This is a genomic window from Lacimicrobium sp. SS2-24 (genome assembly GCF_002201535.1).
Lineage (GTDB): Bacteria > Pseudomonadota > Gammaproteobacteria > Enterobacterales > Alteromonadaceae > Lacimicrobium.
Genome location: NZ_NIWW01000003.1, coordinates 84,551 through 102,576, shown reverse-complemented (window position 1 = coordinate 102,576; position 18,026 = coordinate 84,551). Strand labels below are relative to the sequence as shown.

The following is an 18,026-nucleotide window of genomic DNA, read 5'->3' as shown; positions in this document are numbered from 1 at the left end:
AAATTGAGTAAAGCGCAGCGAGGCAATAAAACATTCAAGAGTGGGGCGCTTTGCCCCCACTCTGAACTCCTATACAGCTTATACCGTTCGCGTGGCCACGGCTGGAGGAATTGCCGCGGCGCGGCTGGCTGGGCCAAGTACCGCAAGCTGGCCGAGTAGCCACAGTGCAGCCATTCCCAATGGCAGGTAGAACCAATCCAGTCGCTCCATTTCGAAGCGGTTCACCAGCACCATATTCAGGCCGATCGTCAGTATCAGACCCAGGGTGATACCCACTGAACTGATAAGCAGGTTTTCGAGCATAAAGTAGCGCAGTATATCTCCTCTTGTCGCCCCCAAAGCCCGGCGGGTTCCAATTTGCTTGCGCCGTTTATTCACCGTAAAGCTCGACAAACCGACGATACCGGCTGCAGTAACCAGAGTCAGAGTGACCATCACCGTGATAAGGATAGTGATCATGGCACTGTGACGGCGATAGCTGCGCTCACGGGTATCCTCAATGGTATTCAGGTTGTTGATGATTCGTCCTTTGTTGCTGCTGGCGAGCATCTCTTCGATCTGCGGCATGAGGATATCGCGCTGACCAGGTTGCGTGCGGATCAGATATTGCGCCGAGTTGAACAGCGTGCGCTCCGGAGACAGCATGGCGCGTTCCACCGCACCCCATCCCACCCAGGGGGCCTGTAATTTGTCCACTATGCCAACAATATTAATGGATTCGTCATCGTTAATGTAAACGGTCTTACCCACCACATCGGCTACGGGCGTATCCGGAAACAAGGCTTCTGCCACCGCCTGAGTAACAATAACAATATCAGGCCAGTTTCTGGCCGCCGGCTCACGCCACAGAATGTCCTGCGGGGTGAAGTTTCGGCCTGCCACCAGTTCCAGATCCAGTGTGTTAAGGCCATGGTCATCAATCATATACACGGCCACGCCGGTGCCATCAAACTCTTCACCCGGTTCGGTTTGCAAACCCATTGACCAGCCGCTTCCGCTCATGGGTACGGCATTGGTCTGAATGGCATCCACCACACCGGGCAAAGACCGCAACGCTGCCAGATCCTCCAGCACCGTGGTTTTAGCATTAAAATCATCGGCAAACCCTACCGAAGACAGATAAAAGGTGTTGGCTTCGTCTACGCCGGACGCCCGGGCCATCAGTTCAATCCGTTGCTGAATAATAAATACGGCATTGACAATGATGGTCATGGTGACCGCAATCTGAATGGCGATCAGCAGTGCACCGGTTTTGTTGCGCAACATGGCGCGTAAAATAGGGCCAAGATCTCGCATAGGGCCTCCTACTGGCTCTTAAGTTGTTGTGAGGGATTCACCTGACAGGCACGCCAGGTGGGATAGAGGCCTGCCAGAATGCTGGCCAGAAGTGCCAGTGCCAGAGCCAGTAAGACCAGCGGTACATCCAGACTGGTGAGGTTTTCGGCAAATTCGCCGTACAGCGCACCGATGCCCTGCAGTCCCAGCAGCGCTAAGCCTAAACCGAGCACGCCACCTAAGATGCCGATACTGCCGGCTTCCAGCAGATGTTGAACAAAAATGTCCCGGCGCGACGCACCAATGGCCCGTCGCAGACCAATCTCGGGTGCCTTTGCGCTGAATTTTGCCAGCAGCAGGGCGATGGTATTGAGCAGACAAACGGCCAGAAACATAAAGCTCAGCCACAGCATGATGCGGGCATCATCGGCCACCACTTCCTCTATTTCCAGCCAGGTCATCACATCGGACAAGCGGTTATTCAGAGGCCGGGGAAAGCGCCCCAGTTCTTTTTGCGCGTTGGCATAATTGTCCAAAAACGCCAGATAGTCGGCTTTGGCCTGCTCATTGTCCAGCTCTACCCACATTTGAAAATTCACACACTCTGATAACAGGAAGCCTTTAAATCCCGGTTGTTCGGGCTCCTTCCAGCAGTTCACATTGCCACTGGAGTCCAGTTCCAGTGGCATCTTCAGGCTCAGGGGCATAAACAGGTCTTCGGTGGTATTAAAGGCCCCGGTGGTGAGATCATAAAACCTTGGTACGGGCTGCCAGCTATCCAGCACGCCAACCACGGTAAACAGGGTGCCGGCAATACGCAGGCTTTCGCCAACAGAATTGATGCCACCGAAGATTTTGTCATTCATGGCTTTGCTCAGCACTACCACCTGGCGTTCATTACGATCATCTTCGGCGCTCCATGGACTGCCATATAGAAAGGGCACATCAAACATGGGGAAAAAGTCGGTATAGGCAAGACGAATCGAGGCGTTAAAGGGTTTGGCCTCTGCGCCTTGTGGCTCCACCACGGCACCGGAGCTGGCCATGGCGGATTGACGTTTCGCTTTGCCCGCAGCCATCAGGTTGGTGGCGTCGGTCCAGGTCAGTTGATCCGGTGGAAGATTGCGCTCATCGCGGGTAGCGTGAGGGTCCCAGCTATCCAGTTGTACATAAAAAAGCTGTTCACTTTTATGTGGGATAGGATCCGCTGACATCAGATAGTTGACGGTAATCACTGTCATACAGGCGCCAACACCCAGCCCTATGGCCAGGATCATCAGGGCGCTGAGCATGGGATTGCGTTTCAGGCTCAGCAGACCCAGTTTCAGGTAGTAAGAGATCATGATCAGGCTCCACTGGCAAGTCGGGGTGTGGCTATCTGCGCCGTACTGGCAATATTGCTAATCTGACCATCGCGGACATAAATTTGTCGGTCCGTTTGTTCGGCAAGCACCGGATCATGGGTCACCATGATAATGGTGGTCCCTGCGTTATTGATGTCTTTGAGCAGTTCCAGAACACTGGCCGCCATAGCCGAGTCGAGGTTACCTGTGGGTTCGTCGGCTAATAAGAAGCGAGGCTCACCGGCAAGCGCTCTGGCAATGGCGACCCGTTGTTGTTGTCCGCCCGATAACTGAGAGGGCAGGTGTTTGTAACGACTGGCCAGGCCCACGGTCTCCAGGCTTTTTTCGATGCGCCGTTTGCGTTCTGCCGATGGCAATTTGCGATAGCGCAGGGGGACATCCACATTATCAAACAAATTAAGATCCGGGATCAGGTTAAAGCTTTGAAAAATAAACCCAATCTTCTCATTGCGTAAGCGGCTGCGGGCGTTATCCGAGAGGTTACTGATGTCCTCATTGTCGAGAAAATACTGGCCCTGATCGAAGCTTTCCAGCAATCCGGCGATATTTAAAAAGGTAGTTTTGCCCGAGCCGGAAGGGCCGGTCACGGAAATAAACTCGCCTTCTGCCACCTCCAGGCTGAAATCTCGCAGCGCGTGGGTGGCCACCAAATCGGTGCGGAAGACTTTACTGATTCGTTGCATTTTTAACATTGGACATTCCTTATTGAGTGATCAACACGGTGTCAGCACCGCGGAACTGATCGGTACCTGAGATGATGATGGTATCGCCGGGCTCAAGACCGCTGAGGATCTCCACCGCATTGAGGCTGCGGGCGCCGGTTTGTATGCTTTTTTTGCTGGCAATGTCTCCGTCTACCCGATAGGCAATTCGGCCACTGCCGGTTTCCAGAAATTGCCCCCGTTGCACCAGCAACACATCTTCTTTTTGCTCCATCAAAAGACGGGTGGTAAGTCGCTGGTTCTGGCGAAGCCCCTGAGGCATTTCACCGGCAAAACGCACTCTGCCGGTTACCTGATTGTTTTCAATCTCCGGTGAGATGGTCACCAGCGTGGCAATGTGGGTCTGGTTATTGAGGGTTACCTGAGCTTCCATACCGATACTCAGATCGTCGGCGTAACTCTCAGGAATGGCCACTTCCAGTTCAAACTGGCTTAGATCCACCACACTCAGCAAAGGTTGATAGCGGCTGACCTGATTTTTTTCTGCCACCGCCAGGTTGCCGACGATACCGTCCACGGGAGAGCGAACAGTGAGTTCACTCACCTGACGTTGAAGGTCCTCTACCAGCAGAGACTGGCGTGCCAGCAACAGCTCCTGCGTGCGAAGTTCAAAGTTCAGGCGTTCTTTGTCCAGTTCGGCCTCCTGAAGGGCATGCTGGTAAATCAGGCGGGCATTTTCGAGGTCGTCCTGGGCTTTCTCATAATCAAGCTGGCTGATGCTGTTGGTGCTGTAGGCTTTATCGGCACGGCGTTTCTCACGGTCGGCGGCGGTCAGCGCCACCTTCGCCATGTCGACCGTTTTCTGGTTGGTCAGTTGTTGTTTCTTGGCTTCGATGCGCTGGCGATCTAAATCAATTTTCTGGCTGGCAAGACTGGATTCCTGCTGTTTGAGTTGATTGCTCAGCTCCGGACTGTCTATCTGCGCCAGTACCTGGCCTTGTTTTACTTCATCGCCTGCATCAATACTAAGGCTGACAGTGCCCTCTGAGGGGCTGTAAAGGGTAGGGCTGACGGCCGCAACAATGCGCCCCTGTACAGACAGATCCCGGGTCAGATCGCCCCGGCTTACCGTAGCCAGCCGTAAACGTTTGGCAGGGATGCTGATATCCGTGCTGCTATAACTTTGTACTTTCGGGATGATCAACAATAACAGGGCGATCAGGGCGATACTGCCCAGTCCAATCCATAGATGCAGCGGGCGTTTGGAAGGGGTGCTCAGAACTTCATCCTGCCCACTGGTGTCAGCAATTTTCATCTTTTTCTCAACGTTAACTCGGATTAGGGGTTAAGTCGCAGCAAAGACAGAAAAGGTTTAGATCGATCACATTTACTTACATTTACGAGCAATCAGGGGACAGAAAAAGGCTAGTCTGGTAGCGTGTTTGAAGCGAGTTATGTTTTTGATCGCAAGCCCCGCGAGGCGGAATCACCGGTTATGGAGTCGGGCAGTACATTGGCTTATGATGCATCATCTAACAATGCTTTCCGATAATGCACGAAACATAAATGGACTTATAACCTATTGATTTTAAATAATCTTATGTTAACTAAAGAATATCGGTATAGGTACGATGCCTTTGGCAATGCGTTGGGGAACTCGGTGGTAAGTGCGCAGATAAGTCTCAGAGCAGCGTCGATAGTCAGCAAGAGTCTGAGCACGCTATAAAAGGGGACCATCTGTGGGGGCGTGTCGAATCAACCCTCTTTGGTTAAGAAATAAAAAAGGCCGCCCAGTGGGCGGCCGCGATAGGTGTTAACAGAGACTTACTTTTCTGCTGGTTTAACAAATTTCAGTGTCATGCGGTCACTTTCACCGATAGCCAGATAATGCGCACGTTTTTCATCCTCAAGCGCCAGACGCGGTGGTAGCGTCCACACGCCTTTAGGATGATTGGCCGTATCGCGGCTATTAGCATTGATGTCGGAAGAGCCTGCTAGCTTGAACCCTGCATGCAAGGCGGCATTAATGACCACTTTTTCATGCATATATCCGCTTTTTTCCATGTCTTCAGCGGGACGGTCTGCAGGCAATCTGTGTTCAACGACGCCGAGAACGCCGCCGGGTTTGAGTGCGTCATAGAAAGCGCTAAAAACCTTGTTGAGGTTCTCTTCACCCTGTCCGCGCATATACCAGTTATGCACATTGCGAAAAGTCAGCACTCTGTCAGCACTGCCTGGCGGGGCGAAATCCAGTTTTTCCGGCGGTTGAAAGACACTGACTTCAACCTTGCCATACACGTCCTGATTGTCTGCGATTTTTTGCATAAAGTTTTTGTATGAACGCTGATAGTAATCCACGTCCGAATTCGGATCGAAGTGGGCAGCGATGAGTTTGCCGTTGTCTTTTAAATAAGGAGCGAGGATTTCTGTGTACCAGCCACCACCGGGTGAAATTTCCACCACTGTCATATCAGGTTGAACGTCAAAAAAGCGCAGGGTCTGCTGAGGATTACGATATTCATCACGGGCCTGATAGATTGGAGTACGGTGTTCACTCATGACCGCTTGCTGAAGTTCGTTGGCCTGTGTCAGTGGTGATACGCTGATCAGGATAGTGGCACCTAAGCCGCAAAGGGCTTTCAGTTTCTGCATAGTGTTCTCCTTTGAACTGTTTGTGTTGTTGTTTTTCGCAGGGGGATTTAACCCTTGCCAGCACGATGGTTGTCGGTTGTCTTCTCTTGTACTGCAGGGGTTGAAGAACAGTCCGCCTTTTTCTTTTACTCGCATAGCTTTACGAGTGCACCAAGTAATTGGATCCTATTATTATCACGCTGACCGTCTCAGGTGAGGTTTTTCGTCCAACCGGGGAAGGCGCGGGATAAACTACATCTGCCATCAGGTTGCAAGGGCCAGTAACATGCGGTACTCGTCCAGCGCGAACTGATCGGTCATCCCCGAAACCATATCCTGTAACAGGCGACACCGGTAATAACCCTCCCAGAGTATCTGCTTGTCTGCTTCTGTCTGTGGCATTGTGCTTAGCGCGTGGCGATAGGCACTGACATGTTTGTTGGGTAAACGTTTTGCCAGCCTCGATTCAATCAGCAGGTCGCGATGGCCGCCGCTGATAACCTGATTGAAATCCTCGGCGCTGAGCTCCAGCAGGGGGCGATACTGATTGAGCAGCTCGGAAATGATTCTGTAACCCTGCAACTCCAGCGTTTGCACCTCTTCTACACTGAAAATATATTTGACGGCGACCTGCTTGAAGGTGTCGATAAGATGGTGGCAGAGTGAATCATCTTCCAGTAAGGCACGGTTGAGACGGCCCTCATAGATGTCTTGCATGTTCTCAATGAAGGCGTCGGCAGCATGATGAACCAGAGGGTGAATCAGGTTTACCCTCAGCCAGACAAAAAACTCATGGGCCTTGTTGATGGGTTCGTTATTGGCACGCTTGAGCACATAATCCATCACCTGGCGGAAACTTTTTGGCGATTTGCCCTCAGTGGCAAAATAGGGAATGTCAGCTTTGCCGCTGTTGTCGTCAAACGTGGTGATGAGTAGGTCAGCCAGACGCTGGTAGCTTAGCAGCCCCTTTTCAACACCATCCTCAATATCCGCCAGGCAATAGGAAATATCATCGGCCGCTTCCATCAGGTAAGTCAGTGGAAAGCGCCTGCCTGTCTCCATTCCCAACTGCTGGTAAAGCGACTGCACAAAATCGGCTTCGGTGAGGTAGTATCCTGGCTTTTTCTGCAGGTAGTCCAGCGGGGTGCCCTTAGCAGGTTTGGGCTGATGGGCCGGCCGGGTGTACTTAACAATGCAGGCGCTTTGCACATAGGTAAGGTTCAGCCCGAGCAATGAATGGATTAAACGAATGGCCTGGGCATTGCCCTCGAACTGACTCAGATCTCTCATTAGCTTTTCTGCCAGTGGCTGTGAAGAGGCCTCAGGTGCGCTAAAAAAGGGTAAGCTGGCGACATGCTGGTGAAACCATTTGGTAATGGCGGCCTCACCAAAGTGACCAAAGGGCGGGTTACCAATATCGTGCATCAGGCAGGCCATTTCTACCAGCGATTCGATGGCTCTTTCCAGGCCATCCAGCCCGACCTCTGAGGCCTTGTCTGCCAACTTGTCAAACAGGGTGCGAACGATAAAACGCCCTGTTTGTTGTACTTCCAGAGAATGGGTCAGGCGGCTGCGCACCGCAGCGTTGCGCTCCAAGGGAAAAACCTGGGTCTTTTGTTGCAGGCGACGGATAGCCGCGGAATTGATAATGCGACCGCGATCACTTTCCAGTGCCCGTTCCAGCTTGCGCACATCGTCAAAGGGGCCTCCGCCATAAGGTCTGGCCAGGCTGATTCGCTGGCGAAAATTAATCGACATGGTATCTGTTCCTGATATGGGCATGGTGATGAGTTAGGTGGCGGATATGAAGCCAGCGACAAGGGCAGGCCGGGTGACTGAGATGGCTACTCAAGGCGAACAAAGAAAACCTGATAGGTATCCTGCTCAGCACTGTGGTTAACAGAACTGACGACCCGATAGCGAAATTCCTCACCAGCGTTGTTGGTCACGCAGGCTTCCATACTGATTTGTTCGAGGGATTTTTCTTTGGCCAGCTCCCACTCCAGTTCCCATTGACTGGCCACCACAGCCCGGTAAGTGGGATCCGGATACGCCAGTTGCCACCAATGATCTTTGTCAGGTATTTGCGATAGGGTAAAACCGAACTCATCGGTAAACGCCTGATTTACAAAGACCACCTTGTGATTCACGCTATCCTCTGCCGGTTCACCCAATAACGAGGGGATAGGCAGTTGTTGCAAAAACTCTCGATAGACTGACTGGTCCATATATGGGCGCCGCGATGAATATTTCACCTATCTTAAAGCCACATTGGCTGGCATTCAACTACACCGATGCCATCGTTAGTCTTCCCAGATAAGCTGGCGGAAGTGATTGCGGCACACCGAAACGTATTTATCATTGCCGCCCACATCCACCTGCGCGCCTTGTTTCACGGCTTGCCCGAATTCGTCCATGCGTACCACAAAGTTGGCCTTACGGCCGCAGTGACAGACGGTTTTCAGTTCCACCAGTTTATCGGCCCAGGCAAGCAGATAATGGCTGCCTTCGAAGGTCTCACCCGCAAAGTCCGTACGCAGACCATAGGCGAGTACCGGTATGTCCAACTGGTCCACCACAAAGGTCAGCTGTCGTACCTGTTTTTTAGTCAGAAACTGGGCTTCGTCGACGAAGACGCAATCAATGGCCTGCTTTTTATGCAGACCATGAATTTGCTGCAGCAGATGGGTCTGCTGATCATACAGCAATGCCTCAGACTCCAGCCCAATGCGTGAAGCGACCTTGCCCTGCCCAAAGCGGTTATCCAGAGCGGCGGTAAACAGCACCGCATGCATACCCTGTTCGCGGTAGTTATAGGCTGATTGCAGCAACGACGTGGATTTACCCGCATTCATGGCTGAGTAATAGAAGTACAATTGGGCCATACTGATTCCGGAGAGTGGCGCACTAAAAGGCGTCTATTGTGCCGTTCATAAGCCGAGATGAGAAGCCTGTATTATCCGGCCCCCTGTATAAGGAGTTTAAGATGAACAAATGGTTACTGCTGACGATTGCGATCCTGACTGAGGTCATTGCAACGTCATCGCTCAAAGCCAGCGACGGTTTTACCCGCCTGGTGCCTTCAGTCGTTGTAATTGTGGGTTTTGCTGTGTCTTTTTATTGTTTGTCGTTAACGCTGAAGGTCATTCCCGTCGGTATCGTTTACGCCATTTGGTCAGGGGTTGGTATTGTGCTGATTTCCCTGGCCGGCTGGCTGGTTTTCGGACAAAAACTCGACTGGCCAGCCATCATTGGCATTAGCCTGATTATTGCCGGTGTGGCGGTGATGAAACTGTTTTCACATACCGTATCGCCATTGTAATCTCAAAATCATTCTTGCATTGCTGTTATTTTTAACTATTATGACGATCCGTCAATAAGTGACGAATCGTCAAATTATGAATTTAAAGTTTTCCTGTAACCGTAAAAAAGAGAGCAGCTGCATCTTGCAGGGGTACAAAAAGAAGCGCCAACTCGCGTTTGAAGAGCGTGAGCAGGAACTGCTGTATCTTGCGGAAGAACTGATGGATACGTTGGGGTTTGCGGCGCTGACGATGGATAAGCTGGTAGCGGCCTGCGACTATTCAAAAGGGACGGTCTACAACCATTTTAGCAGCAAAGAAGATTTGCTCTGTGCCATCTGCACCCGCAGCATGCAGGTAGAACTGCAATTATTTGAGCGGGCACTGCAATTCAACGGCAACAGTCGTGAGAAGCTGCTGGCATTATGTTTTGCCTATCGGTTGCATGCGCTGCTTAATCCGACCCAGTTTTATTGCGTGCTCAGCGCGAAAACACCAGCGGTACTGGAAAAAGCCAGCCCGGTGCGACTTGAGCAACAACAGGAGCTTGAACAAGCACTCTCTGCAGTCGCTGATGCGGTGTTTGAGCAGGCCGTGCTCAACGGCGAACTGACCGATGGCCGCGGACACAGCGCCGGGGAATTCACCTTTGCCATCTGGGCACTGATGTTTGGTACCAACGCGCTGTTCAACGCTGCCAGTGAAGCACACATGCTAAAACCATTGAGTGCTGATCAAACCCTGTTACTGAATACCAACCTGTTGCTTGACGGAATGAAATTTTCGCCGCTAAGCCATGAACATGACTATGCTCAGAGCTGGCAACGTGTTGCAGATGAAATATTTGCCGAAGAAGTGGCATTGATAAAAAGGAATGGAGAATGAAATCATTGTGGCTCAGGAATATTCTGCATCGACCCTGGTGGGTCTTGCTGGTGGGCATATTGTTTATCGCCGGCGCTGGCATTGGCGCTAAAAATCTCTATTTTCGTGGTGACTACAAGGTCTATTTTCAGCCTGACAATCCCCAGCTGCTCGATTTTGAAAAAATGCAGGAGGAGTTCAGTAAAAACGAAAGTGCCACCATTATCATCTCGCCTCCGCAGGGCAGTGTATTTAACCCGCAAACCCTTAGGTTAATCTACGAACTGACCGATGAAGCCTGGCAGACCCCTTATTCTACGCGGGTTGACTCACTGGCGAACTTTCAGCACACCTGGGCCGAAGGGGACGATCTGATCGTAGAAGACCTGATCCTCGATCCTGACAACCTGGACAGCGACGCCATCGATAAGATTGAGCAGGTGTCATTGCAGGAGCCAAACCTGGTCAACAAAATCATCGCCCCTGATGGCAAAGCAAGTGTCATCAATATCACCGTGAATATGCCGGAAAAGGACAAAACAGCGGCAGTGAAAGAAGTGGCGGATTGGGTCAGGGCCCTGAGTGAGTCATATCAGCAGCAGTATCCCGGCCATCAGTTTTATCACACCGGTATCGTTTACATGAATGAAGCGTTTGCCGTTGAAGCGCAAAAAGACGCCGAGACCCTGGTGCCACTGATGCTACTGGCAATTCTTGCCGTGCTGTGGTTCTTGTTGCGCTCGTTTACCGGCACACTGGCCACTCTATTGGTGATCGTAACGACCATCGTTGCAACGATGGGACTGACGGGATGGTCTGGGATCTTTTTATCCACGGCTACGGTCAATGCTCCCACGCTGATCATGACACTGGCCGTGGCCGATTGTGTGCACGTCATTTCATCCATGCTGTTTGCGCTGCGCCAGGGCAAAAATAAAGCCGAGGCGTTGCACTACTCGATGGACATCAATCTGATGCCGATTTTTATTACCAGTGCTACCACGGCCATTGGTTTTCTGACCATGAATTTTTCCAATGTGCCGATTCTGGCCGATTTAGGTAATGTTTCTGCACTAGGGGTGATGCTCGCTTTTGTTTTCTCAGTGACCTTATTGCCGGCGCTGCTGATGGTGCTGCCGATGCGAGTCACTCGCCAGCAAGAGCATAAAGGCAGAGGAATTGAGGTGTTCGGAGAGTGGGTCATCCGTCATCACCGCCGTTTGTTGCCGGTGACTTTCGTGATTGCCGCAATAGCAGTGGCGGCCAGTTTTCACAACAGGGTCAATGATGTCGCGGTGGAGTACTTTGATCACAGTACCGCATTTCGCCAGTCTGCGGATTTCCAGGAGCAGCATCTTAGCGGCATGTCCACGGTAGACTTTGCGCTTTTCACTGGGGAGCCGTCGGCACTCAATGATCCACAGGTATTGCAGGCGGTAGAGGACTTTAGCCAGTGGCTTCGCGAGCAGCCTGAAGTGGACCATGTCAACACGATTGCAGATACCTTTAAGCGCCTGAATAAAAATATGCACGGCGACGACCAGCAATACTATCGTTTACCTGACAGTCAGCAACTGGCCGCCCAGTATCTGCTATTGTATGAGATGTCTCTGCCTTACGGACTGGATCTGAATAATCAGGTCAACCTGGATAAATCGGCGACCCGAATCATGGCAACCATGGAAAACCTGGGCAGTAAGGAATTTACCGCTTTTGAACAGCGTGCCACTCAATGGATGGCTGAGCGGGCACCAGCACTGACGGTGACCGCAGCCAGTCCGGCATTGATGTTTGCCCATATTGGCGAACTCAATATGGATAGCATGCTTAAGGGCACCTTACTGGCGCTGGTGTTGATCTCCGGGTTGCTGGTGTTTGCCCTGCGCTCCTGGAGAATGGGTGTCATCAGTCTGATACCTAACTTATTACCTGCGGGAATAGGCTTTGGCATCTGGGGACTGTTGTCGGGCAATATTAATCTGGGTCTGTCCGTGGTATTGAGTATGGCACTGGGGATCATTGTTGATGATACGGTGCATTTCCTGAGCAAATATCGTCTTGCCCGGGGCGAAGGCAAAACGGCCGAGGAAGGTGTGCGATATGCCTTTGCCAGTGTCGGACGGGCTCTGTGGGTAACCACTCTGGTGCTGGTAATCGGCTTCAGTGTACTGTCGCTTTCATCTTTTGCACTGAATGCCGATATGGGATTACTGACCGGCATCATTATTTTGATGGCGTTAGCGGTGGACTTTTTGTTCCTGCCCGCGTTTTTAATGGTATTTGATAAGCAACAATCAAACGAAGGAGTGAGGGAATGATGAGTAAAGTATCCATCAGCCATGTAGCCGTGCTGATAATCACGGCCGTACTGCTGGCCACACCGGCACAAGTACAAAGCTCGGAGCAAAAAGGACTGGAAATAGCCGAGGAGCGTAAAGCCCGGGACCGTGGCTGGGGAGACTCGCAGGCAGATGCCAGCATGATCCTGCGCACGGCCAGTGGCCAACAGATCGAACGCAAAATGCGCATGAAGTCGTTAGAAATGCAGGATGACGGCGACAAGGGACTGACCATTTTCGATCAGCCCGCCGATGTCAAAGGCACTGCCTTCTTGAATTACTCCCATGCCATTGAGCCGGATGATCAATGGATGTATCTGCCCGCACTGAAACGGGTTAAGCGTATTTCCTCACGCAATAAATCCGGCCCTTTTATGGGCAGTGAGTTTGCTTTTGAGGATCTCAGTTCCTTTGAAGTCGCAAAGTATGCGTATAAATACCTGCGAGATGAGAAGATTAATGGGATGGATGCTTTTGTTGTGGAACAAACTCCGGCCTATGAGCATTCCGGTTATACCAAGATGGTGGTATGGATCGATAAAGAGCACTATCGTGCGCACAAGGTTGAGTACTATGACCGCAAAGGCAGCCTGCTTAAAACCCTGACCATGCATGATTATCAGCAATACCTGGACAAGTACTGGCGGCCGATGAAACTGTCAATGGTAAACAACCAGAATGGCAAGAGTACGGATCTGATCACCCATGAACTGACATTCCGTACCGGGCTCGACGAAGGCGACTTTAATCAGGCCATGCTAAAGCGTGCACGCTAAGATTTTAAAAGAGGATTTAAGCAGCGTGAAAAAATCATTTCTAGCCCTGTCTCTGCTCACCAGTCTGAGCACGCTGGCGGATACCCAGACTTACCTGAAAGCGGCCATTGAGCAGCGCTTTTATTTTCAGGATGCGCTGTATGAGCAGCAACACAACAGTGATATCTCCGTGTTCATTGAACCTGAGTTGTATTACAGCTGGAATCAGGGCACCGGCAGTATCAATATCAAACCTTTTGTCCGTTACGACAGCCGCGATGATGAGCGTACCCACTGGGATCTGCGTGAGCTGGTATGGATGCAGATTGGTGATGAATGGGAGATGCGAGCCGGGATCAGTAAAGTATTCTGGGGACAAACCGAGTCACAGCATCTGGTGGATGTGATAAACCAGACCGACTTTGTCGAGGCCATTGACGGAGAAGACAAACTGGGTCAGCCCATGGTGCAGTTTTCTTTGATTAAAGACTGGGGCACCCTCAGTGCCTTCGCTTTACCCTATTTTCGGGAACGGACCTTTACCGGTGTGGAGGGACGCTTCCGCAGTCCTCTGGTGGTGGATACCGATAACCCGTTGTATGAATCAGAGGATGAGGAGAAAAATCTCGACTGGGCGGTGCGATATTTTCAGTATTTCGGCGATGTTGAAATTGGTCTGTCGTATTTTGATGGCACTAATCGTGAACCCGGTTTTATCCCTCAAACTACTGAGGAGGGGCTGAGCCTCAGACCTTACTATGAGCAGATGCAGCAGACCGGGCTGGATATGCTCGCCATTGTCGGGGGCACCCTGTATAAACTCGAAGCCATTCATCGTAAAACCAGTCAGGAGGACTTTTATGCCCTGACTGCCGGATTTGAACACACCTCGGTGGGTGTGCTTAACAGCCATTATGATATTGGCTGGCTGATGGAATACCAGTATGACGAACGCGGGGAACAGGCCACGAGTTTAGGCCAGAATGACCTGATGCTGGGGAGTCGAATTGTTTTTAATGATATCGACGGTACTGAAGTGCTGATTGCCTACATTCAAGATTTGGATGACAGCAGCAGTCGTTCAGGCTATGTGGAGGCCTCCAGTCGCATTAATAACAACTGGAAGTGGCGACTCGACGGGTGGTTTTTCAGTTCCGATACACAGACTGAGCCGACATACCTGCTAAGACGTGACGATTATATCCAGTTTAGCCTGGAGTATTATTTCTAAAACCTCAAGTGGTCAGCTATCAGCCTTCAGTTATCAGTAAAAAGCCCGGTGAAGACCGGGCTTTTTTAGTTTTTGGATCAGGCAAAAAAGCGGGTGTTGAGGTACAAATGGACAACCACGCCTGCAGCGTAACCCACCAGAATAATGGGGGCCCACTTGAGGTGACTGGCAAAGGTATAGTAGCCCCGAGCTTGTCCCATGAGTGCGACGCCTGCCGCTGAGCCGATAGACAACAAGCTGCCGCCGATACCGGCAGTGAGGGTGATTAACAGCCACTGACCATGAGACATTTCCGGCATCATGGTGAGCACCGCATACATTACCGGAATGTTGTCGACCACCGCTGAGAACAATCCAAGCACAATATTCGCAACAGTCGGATTCCAGCCCTGGTAAAGAAAGTCAGACAAAATCGACAGGTAGCCGATAAAACCCAGTCCTCCCACGCACATGACCACGCCGTAGAAGAACAACAGCGTATCCCATTCGGCGCGCGCGACCCGGCTGAATACATCAAACGGAACCACTGAGCCCAGTCTCGCCAGCTTTTCCTGATCGCCGGCACGTTCTGCCATAGCCCGCTTGCGGGCCAGAGAGCCAGGCAGCGTAACACGCAGGAAGTAGCCAAAAAACTGCAGATACCCCAGGCCCATCATCATGCCCAGAACGGGCGGCAGGTGCAGGGTGGTTTTGAGTACTACCGCGGTGGCAATGGTCAATAAAAACAGGGTCAGAATACGCAAGGCACCGCGTTTAAGTTCCACTTCTTCGCTGATGTTAGCGGGTTTACGATCTTCGATCAGCAGGGACATAGCTAAGGCTGGCACCAGATAACTGATAAGAGCCGGTAAGAACAGCGCGAAGAATTCAGTAAATTCCACCACATTGGCCTGCCATACCATCAGCGTGGTGATATCACCGAATGGGCTGAAGGCACCGCCGGCATTGGCTGCGACCACGATGTTGACACAGCTCATGGCAATAAATTTTTTATCCCCATCGGCCACTTTCATGACTACGGCACACAGCAGTAAGGCAGTAGTCAGGTTGTCGGCAATGGGAGAAATGCAGAACGCGAGAATGCCACTGATCCAGAACAACTGCTTGTAACTGAAACCCTTTTTGACCATCCAGGCGCGCAGGCCATCAAACAGACGCCGCTCTTCCAGTGCATTGATATAGGTCATCGCCACCAGCAGGAACAGCATCAGTTCGGCGAATTCGAGCAGTGCGTGACGGAAGGCATCCGTACTTTGCTCCGGCATCCCCGCTGCGGTGTATTGCCAGGCGATCAGTGTCCAGATAATACCGGCGGCCACCAATACGGGTTTGGATTTTCGCAGATGGATTTTTTCTTCCAGCATAACCAGCACATAGGCCAGTGCGAAAATCACGATACACGCCAGACTGGTGGTGGTCAGGGTGATATCAAGTGCACCATTGGCGGCGAGGGTGGCCGGGCTGAATAAGGCCAGCAAAAGCAAGAGTAGCAAGCTCTTTTGAGCGTTCATTTTCAGGTGTCCCAAGTAGTTAAAAAAACAGTGTTGAGCAGGCATTGCGCCTGCTCAAAAATCTATGACTGTCGTTGATGGGCGCTTGGGGAGTGTCTCATTCTTTTTATTGGGGTAAGAGACCGCGCCTTAATGGCGGCGAAGTATATGCAATCACGGTAGGTGAAGCAATCAGGACTTTAGTCTGATAGTCAAATCTACCACTTCTTATTTGAACCTGCCTCCAAAGGCGTCGTTGTTATGTTGATGTCAGCACCATGCAAACTATTTCGCTTATTGTCGCCTGTTTTCCCGTTCAAATTCCGTACTGGTTTCTACCGGCTGACAATGTGTGGAGACCTGGATCTTACCCATCTTCTCCTTATCTTCGGAGCTGTACAGCGTGGCGCGGTAGCTCTGTTCAGCTTCACCGGGGCAATGCACATCATCGCGCATGCCTTGTTCATATTCAGCGAGTTGTTCCTGAGAGGCGCAGCCAAAAAGCAAAATACATACAGCGCAGCACAATAGTCTCATAAGCCTATCCTTGTTTGATTAAAAGGAAATTGTATCTTTGTCTGCGGACGCTTTCACGGGTTTCTCACAGAGGGGCTATTACAATATCTCCGGCACAGATATCCGTCAGCTCACGGCATAGGGCGTCATGGTCTTGCTCAGCCACGGCCAGTTGCAAACTGACTTGCTGTTGATAATGGGGAGTGCTGGCCTCGACATCATATTGGCTGAGTACATGGCGAATCTGAGACTCCAGCGCATAGTCAAAGGTAAGCTGCAATGATTTTCGTGCCACAAAGGGGCGTGTCGCCAATATCTCTAAAGCGCCTGATACCGCATCAGAATAGGCCCGTTGCAAGCCGCCGGTACCCAGTTTCGTGCCGCCAAAATAACGCACCACAGCCACCACCACTTCGCCCAAACCGGAATACTGCAGTACTTTAAGCATGGGCATTCCCGCAGTGCCACTGGGTTCTCCATCGTCACTCATGGACATGATAGTGGTATCCGGAGCTCCGGCAATATAGGCCCAGCAAACATGCCGGGCCTGTGGATGGCGACTGCGAATCGTGCGGATGAAATCCTCGGCCTCCCCGCGGCCGTTGGCACGCGCTGCGTAACAGATAAAACGGCTGCGTTTAATCTCAAGCGCAAATTCTGCCTCATCAACAGGCACTGAATAAGGGGGTGAGGACACCGTCAGCCCTTCAGATAGCGGGCGTGAAAGCGAAGATGCTGTTCGATAAAGCTGGCAATAAAGTAATAACTGTGGTCATAGCCTGCGTGATAGCCAATATCTGCGTTCACTTTCATTTCAGTGCAAACGGCTTCAAACGGACGAGTGAGCTTTTCCTTGTCCAGGAAGTTATCGGCCAGCCCCTGATCGATTTTAAGTGGTGGAAGGCTGCTTGTGTCTTGCTGTTGCAATAAATAGCATGCGTCATAGGCCTGCCACGCTGTCTTGTCCTCACCCAGATATGCAGTGAACGCTTTTTGTCCCCAGGGGCAGGCCATGGGGTTAACAATCGGTGCGAAGGCCGACACCGAGGTATAACGAGAGGGGTTGCGCAGAGCCATCATCAACGCCCCATGGCCGCCCATAGAGTGACCACTAATGGCCCAGCGACCGACATGAAAGAGCGATGTAATCAGTGACGGCAGCTCGTCAGCAATATAGTCATACATCTGATAATGTCCCTGCCAGGGGGCTTGTGTGGCATTGACATAAAACCCGGCACCCAATCCCAAATCATAGGCACCATCTTCGGCATCCGGCACACCGTCACCGCGGGGGCTGGTGTCGGGAATCACCAGTATGATGCCGAGCTCAGCGGCAACACGCTGCGCCCCGGACTTGGCAGAGAAGTTTTCATCGCTGCAAGTAAGCCCTGAGAGCCAGTAGAATACCGGCAGTGGCGTATCCTGATAGGCCTGAGGGGGCAAAAACACCGAAAAGTGCATCTTGCAGTCGAGCACCTTGGAGTGGTGCTCAAAACGCTTTTGCCAGCCATCGAAGCACCGAATGGCCGAAACTTCAGTTAGTTGTGTCATAAAATTACCTGATTAAAAAGTCACTGGATGCCTGACAACAGCATTC

The 18,026-nt window shown here is 51.5% G+C and carries 17 protein-coding genes; 5 read left to right on the top strand and 12 right to left on the bottom strand.

The genetic code is table 11. From position 1 onward, the window contains the following. Nucleotides 1-78 precede the first annotated feature (78 nt). The 8 genes from CCY32_RS06520 to CCY32_RS06485 form a co-directional block, all read right to left on the bottom strand. A complete protein-coding gene (locus tag CCY32_RS06520; protein WP_088329802.1) occupies nucleotides 79-1,296 on the bottom strand; it encodes an FtsX-like permease family protein in 1,218 nt (405 codons plus the stop codon). A gap of 8 nt (nucleotides 1,297-1,304) precedes the next feature. Further along, a complete protein-coding gene (locus CCY32_RS06515; RefSeq protein WP_088329801.1) occupies nucleotides 1,305-2,618 on the bottom strand; it encodes an ABC transporter permease in 1,314 nt (437 codons plus the stop codon). Nucleotides 2,619-2,620: 2 nt separating this feature from the next. Beyond that, entirely contained in the window at nucleotides 2,621-3,331 is a 711-nt protein-coding gene (locus CCY32_RS06510; protein ID WP_088329800.1) for an ABC transporter ATP-binding protein, read from the bottom strand. Between the two features lie 10 nt (nucleotides 3,332-3,341). After that, the gene (locus CCY32_RS06505) at nucleotides 3,342-4,616 is read right to left on the bottom strand and encodes an efflux RND transporter periplasmic adaptor subunit (RefSeq protein WP_088329799.1); all 1,275 of its coding nucleotides are present in this window, start codon (nucleotides 4,614-4,616) and stop codon (nucleotides 3,342-3,344) included. A 509-nt stretch (nucleotides 4,617-5,125) separates the two neighbouring features. After that, nucleotides 5,126-5,953, bottom strand: coding sequence for a class I SAM-dependent methyltransferase (locus tag CCY32_RS06500; RefSeq protein ID WP_088329798.1), 828 nt, complete (start codon nucleotides 5,951-5,953; stop codon nucleotides 5,126-5,128). Nucleotides 5,954-6,196: 243 nt separating this feature from the next. After that, complete coding sequence (gene dgt, locus CCY32_RS06495) at nucleotides 6,197-7,690, bottom strand: dGTPase (RefSeq protein WP_088329797.1); 1,494 nt, start codon at nucleotides 7,688-7,690, stop codon at nucleotides 6,197-6,199. Nucleotides 7,691-7,776: 86 nt separating this feature from the next. Next, nucleotides 7,777-8,160 carry a hypothetical protein gene (locus tag CCY32_RS06490; RefSeq protein ID WP_088329796.1) on the bottom strand — a complete coding sequence of 128 codons (384 nt, stop codon included), beginning with the start codon at nucleotides 8,158-8,160 and terminating at the stop codon, nucleotides 7,777-7,779. Nucleotides 8,161-8,235: 75 nt separating this feature from the next. Beyond that, a complete protein-coding gene (locus CCY32_RS06485; protein WP_088329795.1) occupies nucleotides 8,236-8,817 on the bottom strand; it encodes a thymidine kinase in 582 nt (193 codons plus the stop codon). Nucleotides 8,818-8,918: 101 nt separating this feature from the next. Here CCY32_RS06485 and CCY32_RS06480 point away from each other — a divergent pair, with 101 nt between their 5' ends. The 5 genes from CCY32_RS06480 to CCY32_RS06460 all read left to right on the top strand — a co-directional run bounded on the left by CCY32_RS06480 (nucleotide 8,919) and on the right by CCY32_RS06460 (nucleotide 14,423). Further along, complete coding sequence (locus CCY32_RS06480) at nucleotides 8,919-9,254, top strand: multidrug efflux SMR transporter (protein ID WP_088329794.1); 336 nt, start codon at nucleotides 8,919-8,921, stop codon at nucleotides 9,252-9,254. A gap of 124 nt (nucleotides 9,255-9,378) precedes the next feature. Further along, complete coding sequence (locus CCY32_RS06475; protein WP_168171442.1) at nucleotides 9,379-10,119, top strand: TetR/AcrR family transcriptional regulator; 741 nt, start codon at nucleotides 9,379-9,381, stop codon at nucleotides 10,117-10,119. Further along, nucleotides 10,116-12,416: an MMPL family transporter gene (locus CCY32_RS06470; RefSeq protein ID WP_088329792.1), complete on the top strand. Its 2,301-nt coding sequence runs from the start codon at nucleotides 10,116-10,118 to the stop codon at nucleotides 12,414-12,416. Before CCY32_RS06475 ends, CCY32_RS06470 begins: the two co-directional genes overlap by 4 nt. Beyond that, nucleotides 12,413-13,213: an outer membrane lipoprotein-sorting protein gene (locus tag CCY32_RS06465; protein ID WP_210401695.1), complete on the top strand. Its 801-nt coding sequence runs from the start codon at nucleotides 12,413-12,415 to the stop codon at nucleotides 13,211-13,213. The genes CCY32_RS06470 and CCY32_RS06465 overlap by 4 nt, the downstream gene beginning before the upstream one ends. Before the next feature lie 25 nt (nucleotides 13,214-13,238). Continuing rightward, a complete protein-coding gene (locus CCY32_RS06460) occupies nucleotides 13,239-14,423 on the top strand; it encodes a hypothetical protein (protein ID WP_246840546.1) in 1,185 nt (394 codons plus the stop codon). Nucleotides 14,424-14,500: 77 nt separating this feature from the next. Here CCY32_RS06460 and nhaD read toward each other — a convergent pair whose 3' ends face one another. The 4 genes from nhaD to fghA form a co-directional block, all read right to left on the bottom strand. Further along, nucleotides 14,501-15,934: a sodium:proton antiporter NhaD gene (gene nhaD / locus CCY32_RS06455; protein WP_210401694.1), complete on the bottom strand. Its 1,434-nt coding sequence runs from the start codon at nucleotides 15,932-15,934 to the stop codon at nucleotides 14,501-14,503. Nucleotides 15,935-16,207: 273 nt separating this feature from the next. Further along, entirely contained in the window at nucleotides 16,208-16,450 is a 243-nt protein-coding gene (locus CCY32_RS06450; RefSeq protein WP_088329790.1) for a hypothetical protein, read from the bottom strand. 64 nt (nucleotides 16,451-16,514) lie between these two features. After that, a complete protein-coding gene (locus tag CCY32_RS06445; RefSeq protein ID WP_088329789.1) occupies nucleotides 16,515-17,126 on the bottom strand; it encodes a YigZ family protein in 612 nt (203 codons plus the stop codon). Nucleotides 17,127-17,128: 2 nt separating this feature from the next. Then, entirely contained in the window at nucleotides 17,129-17,980 is an 852-nt protein-coding gene (gene fghA, locus CCY32_RS06440) for an S-formylglutathione hydrolase (protein ID WP_088329788.1), read from the bottom strand. Between the last annotated feature and the right edge of the window lie 46 nt (nucleotides 17,981-18,026).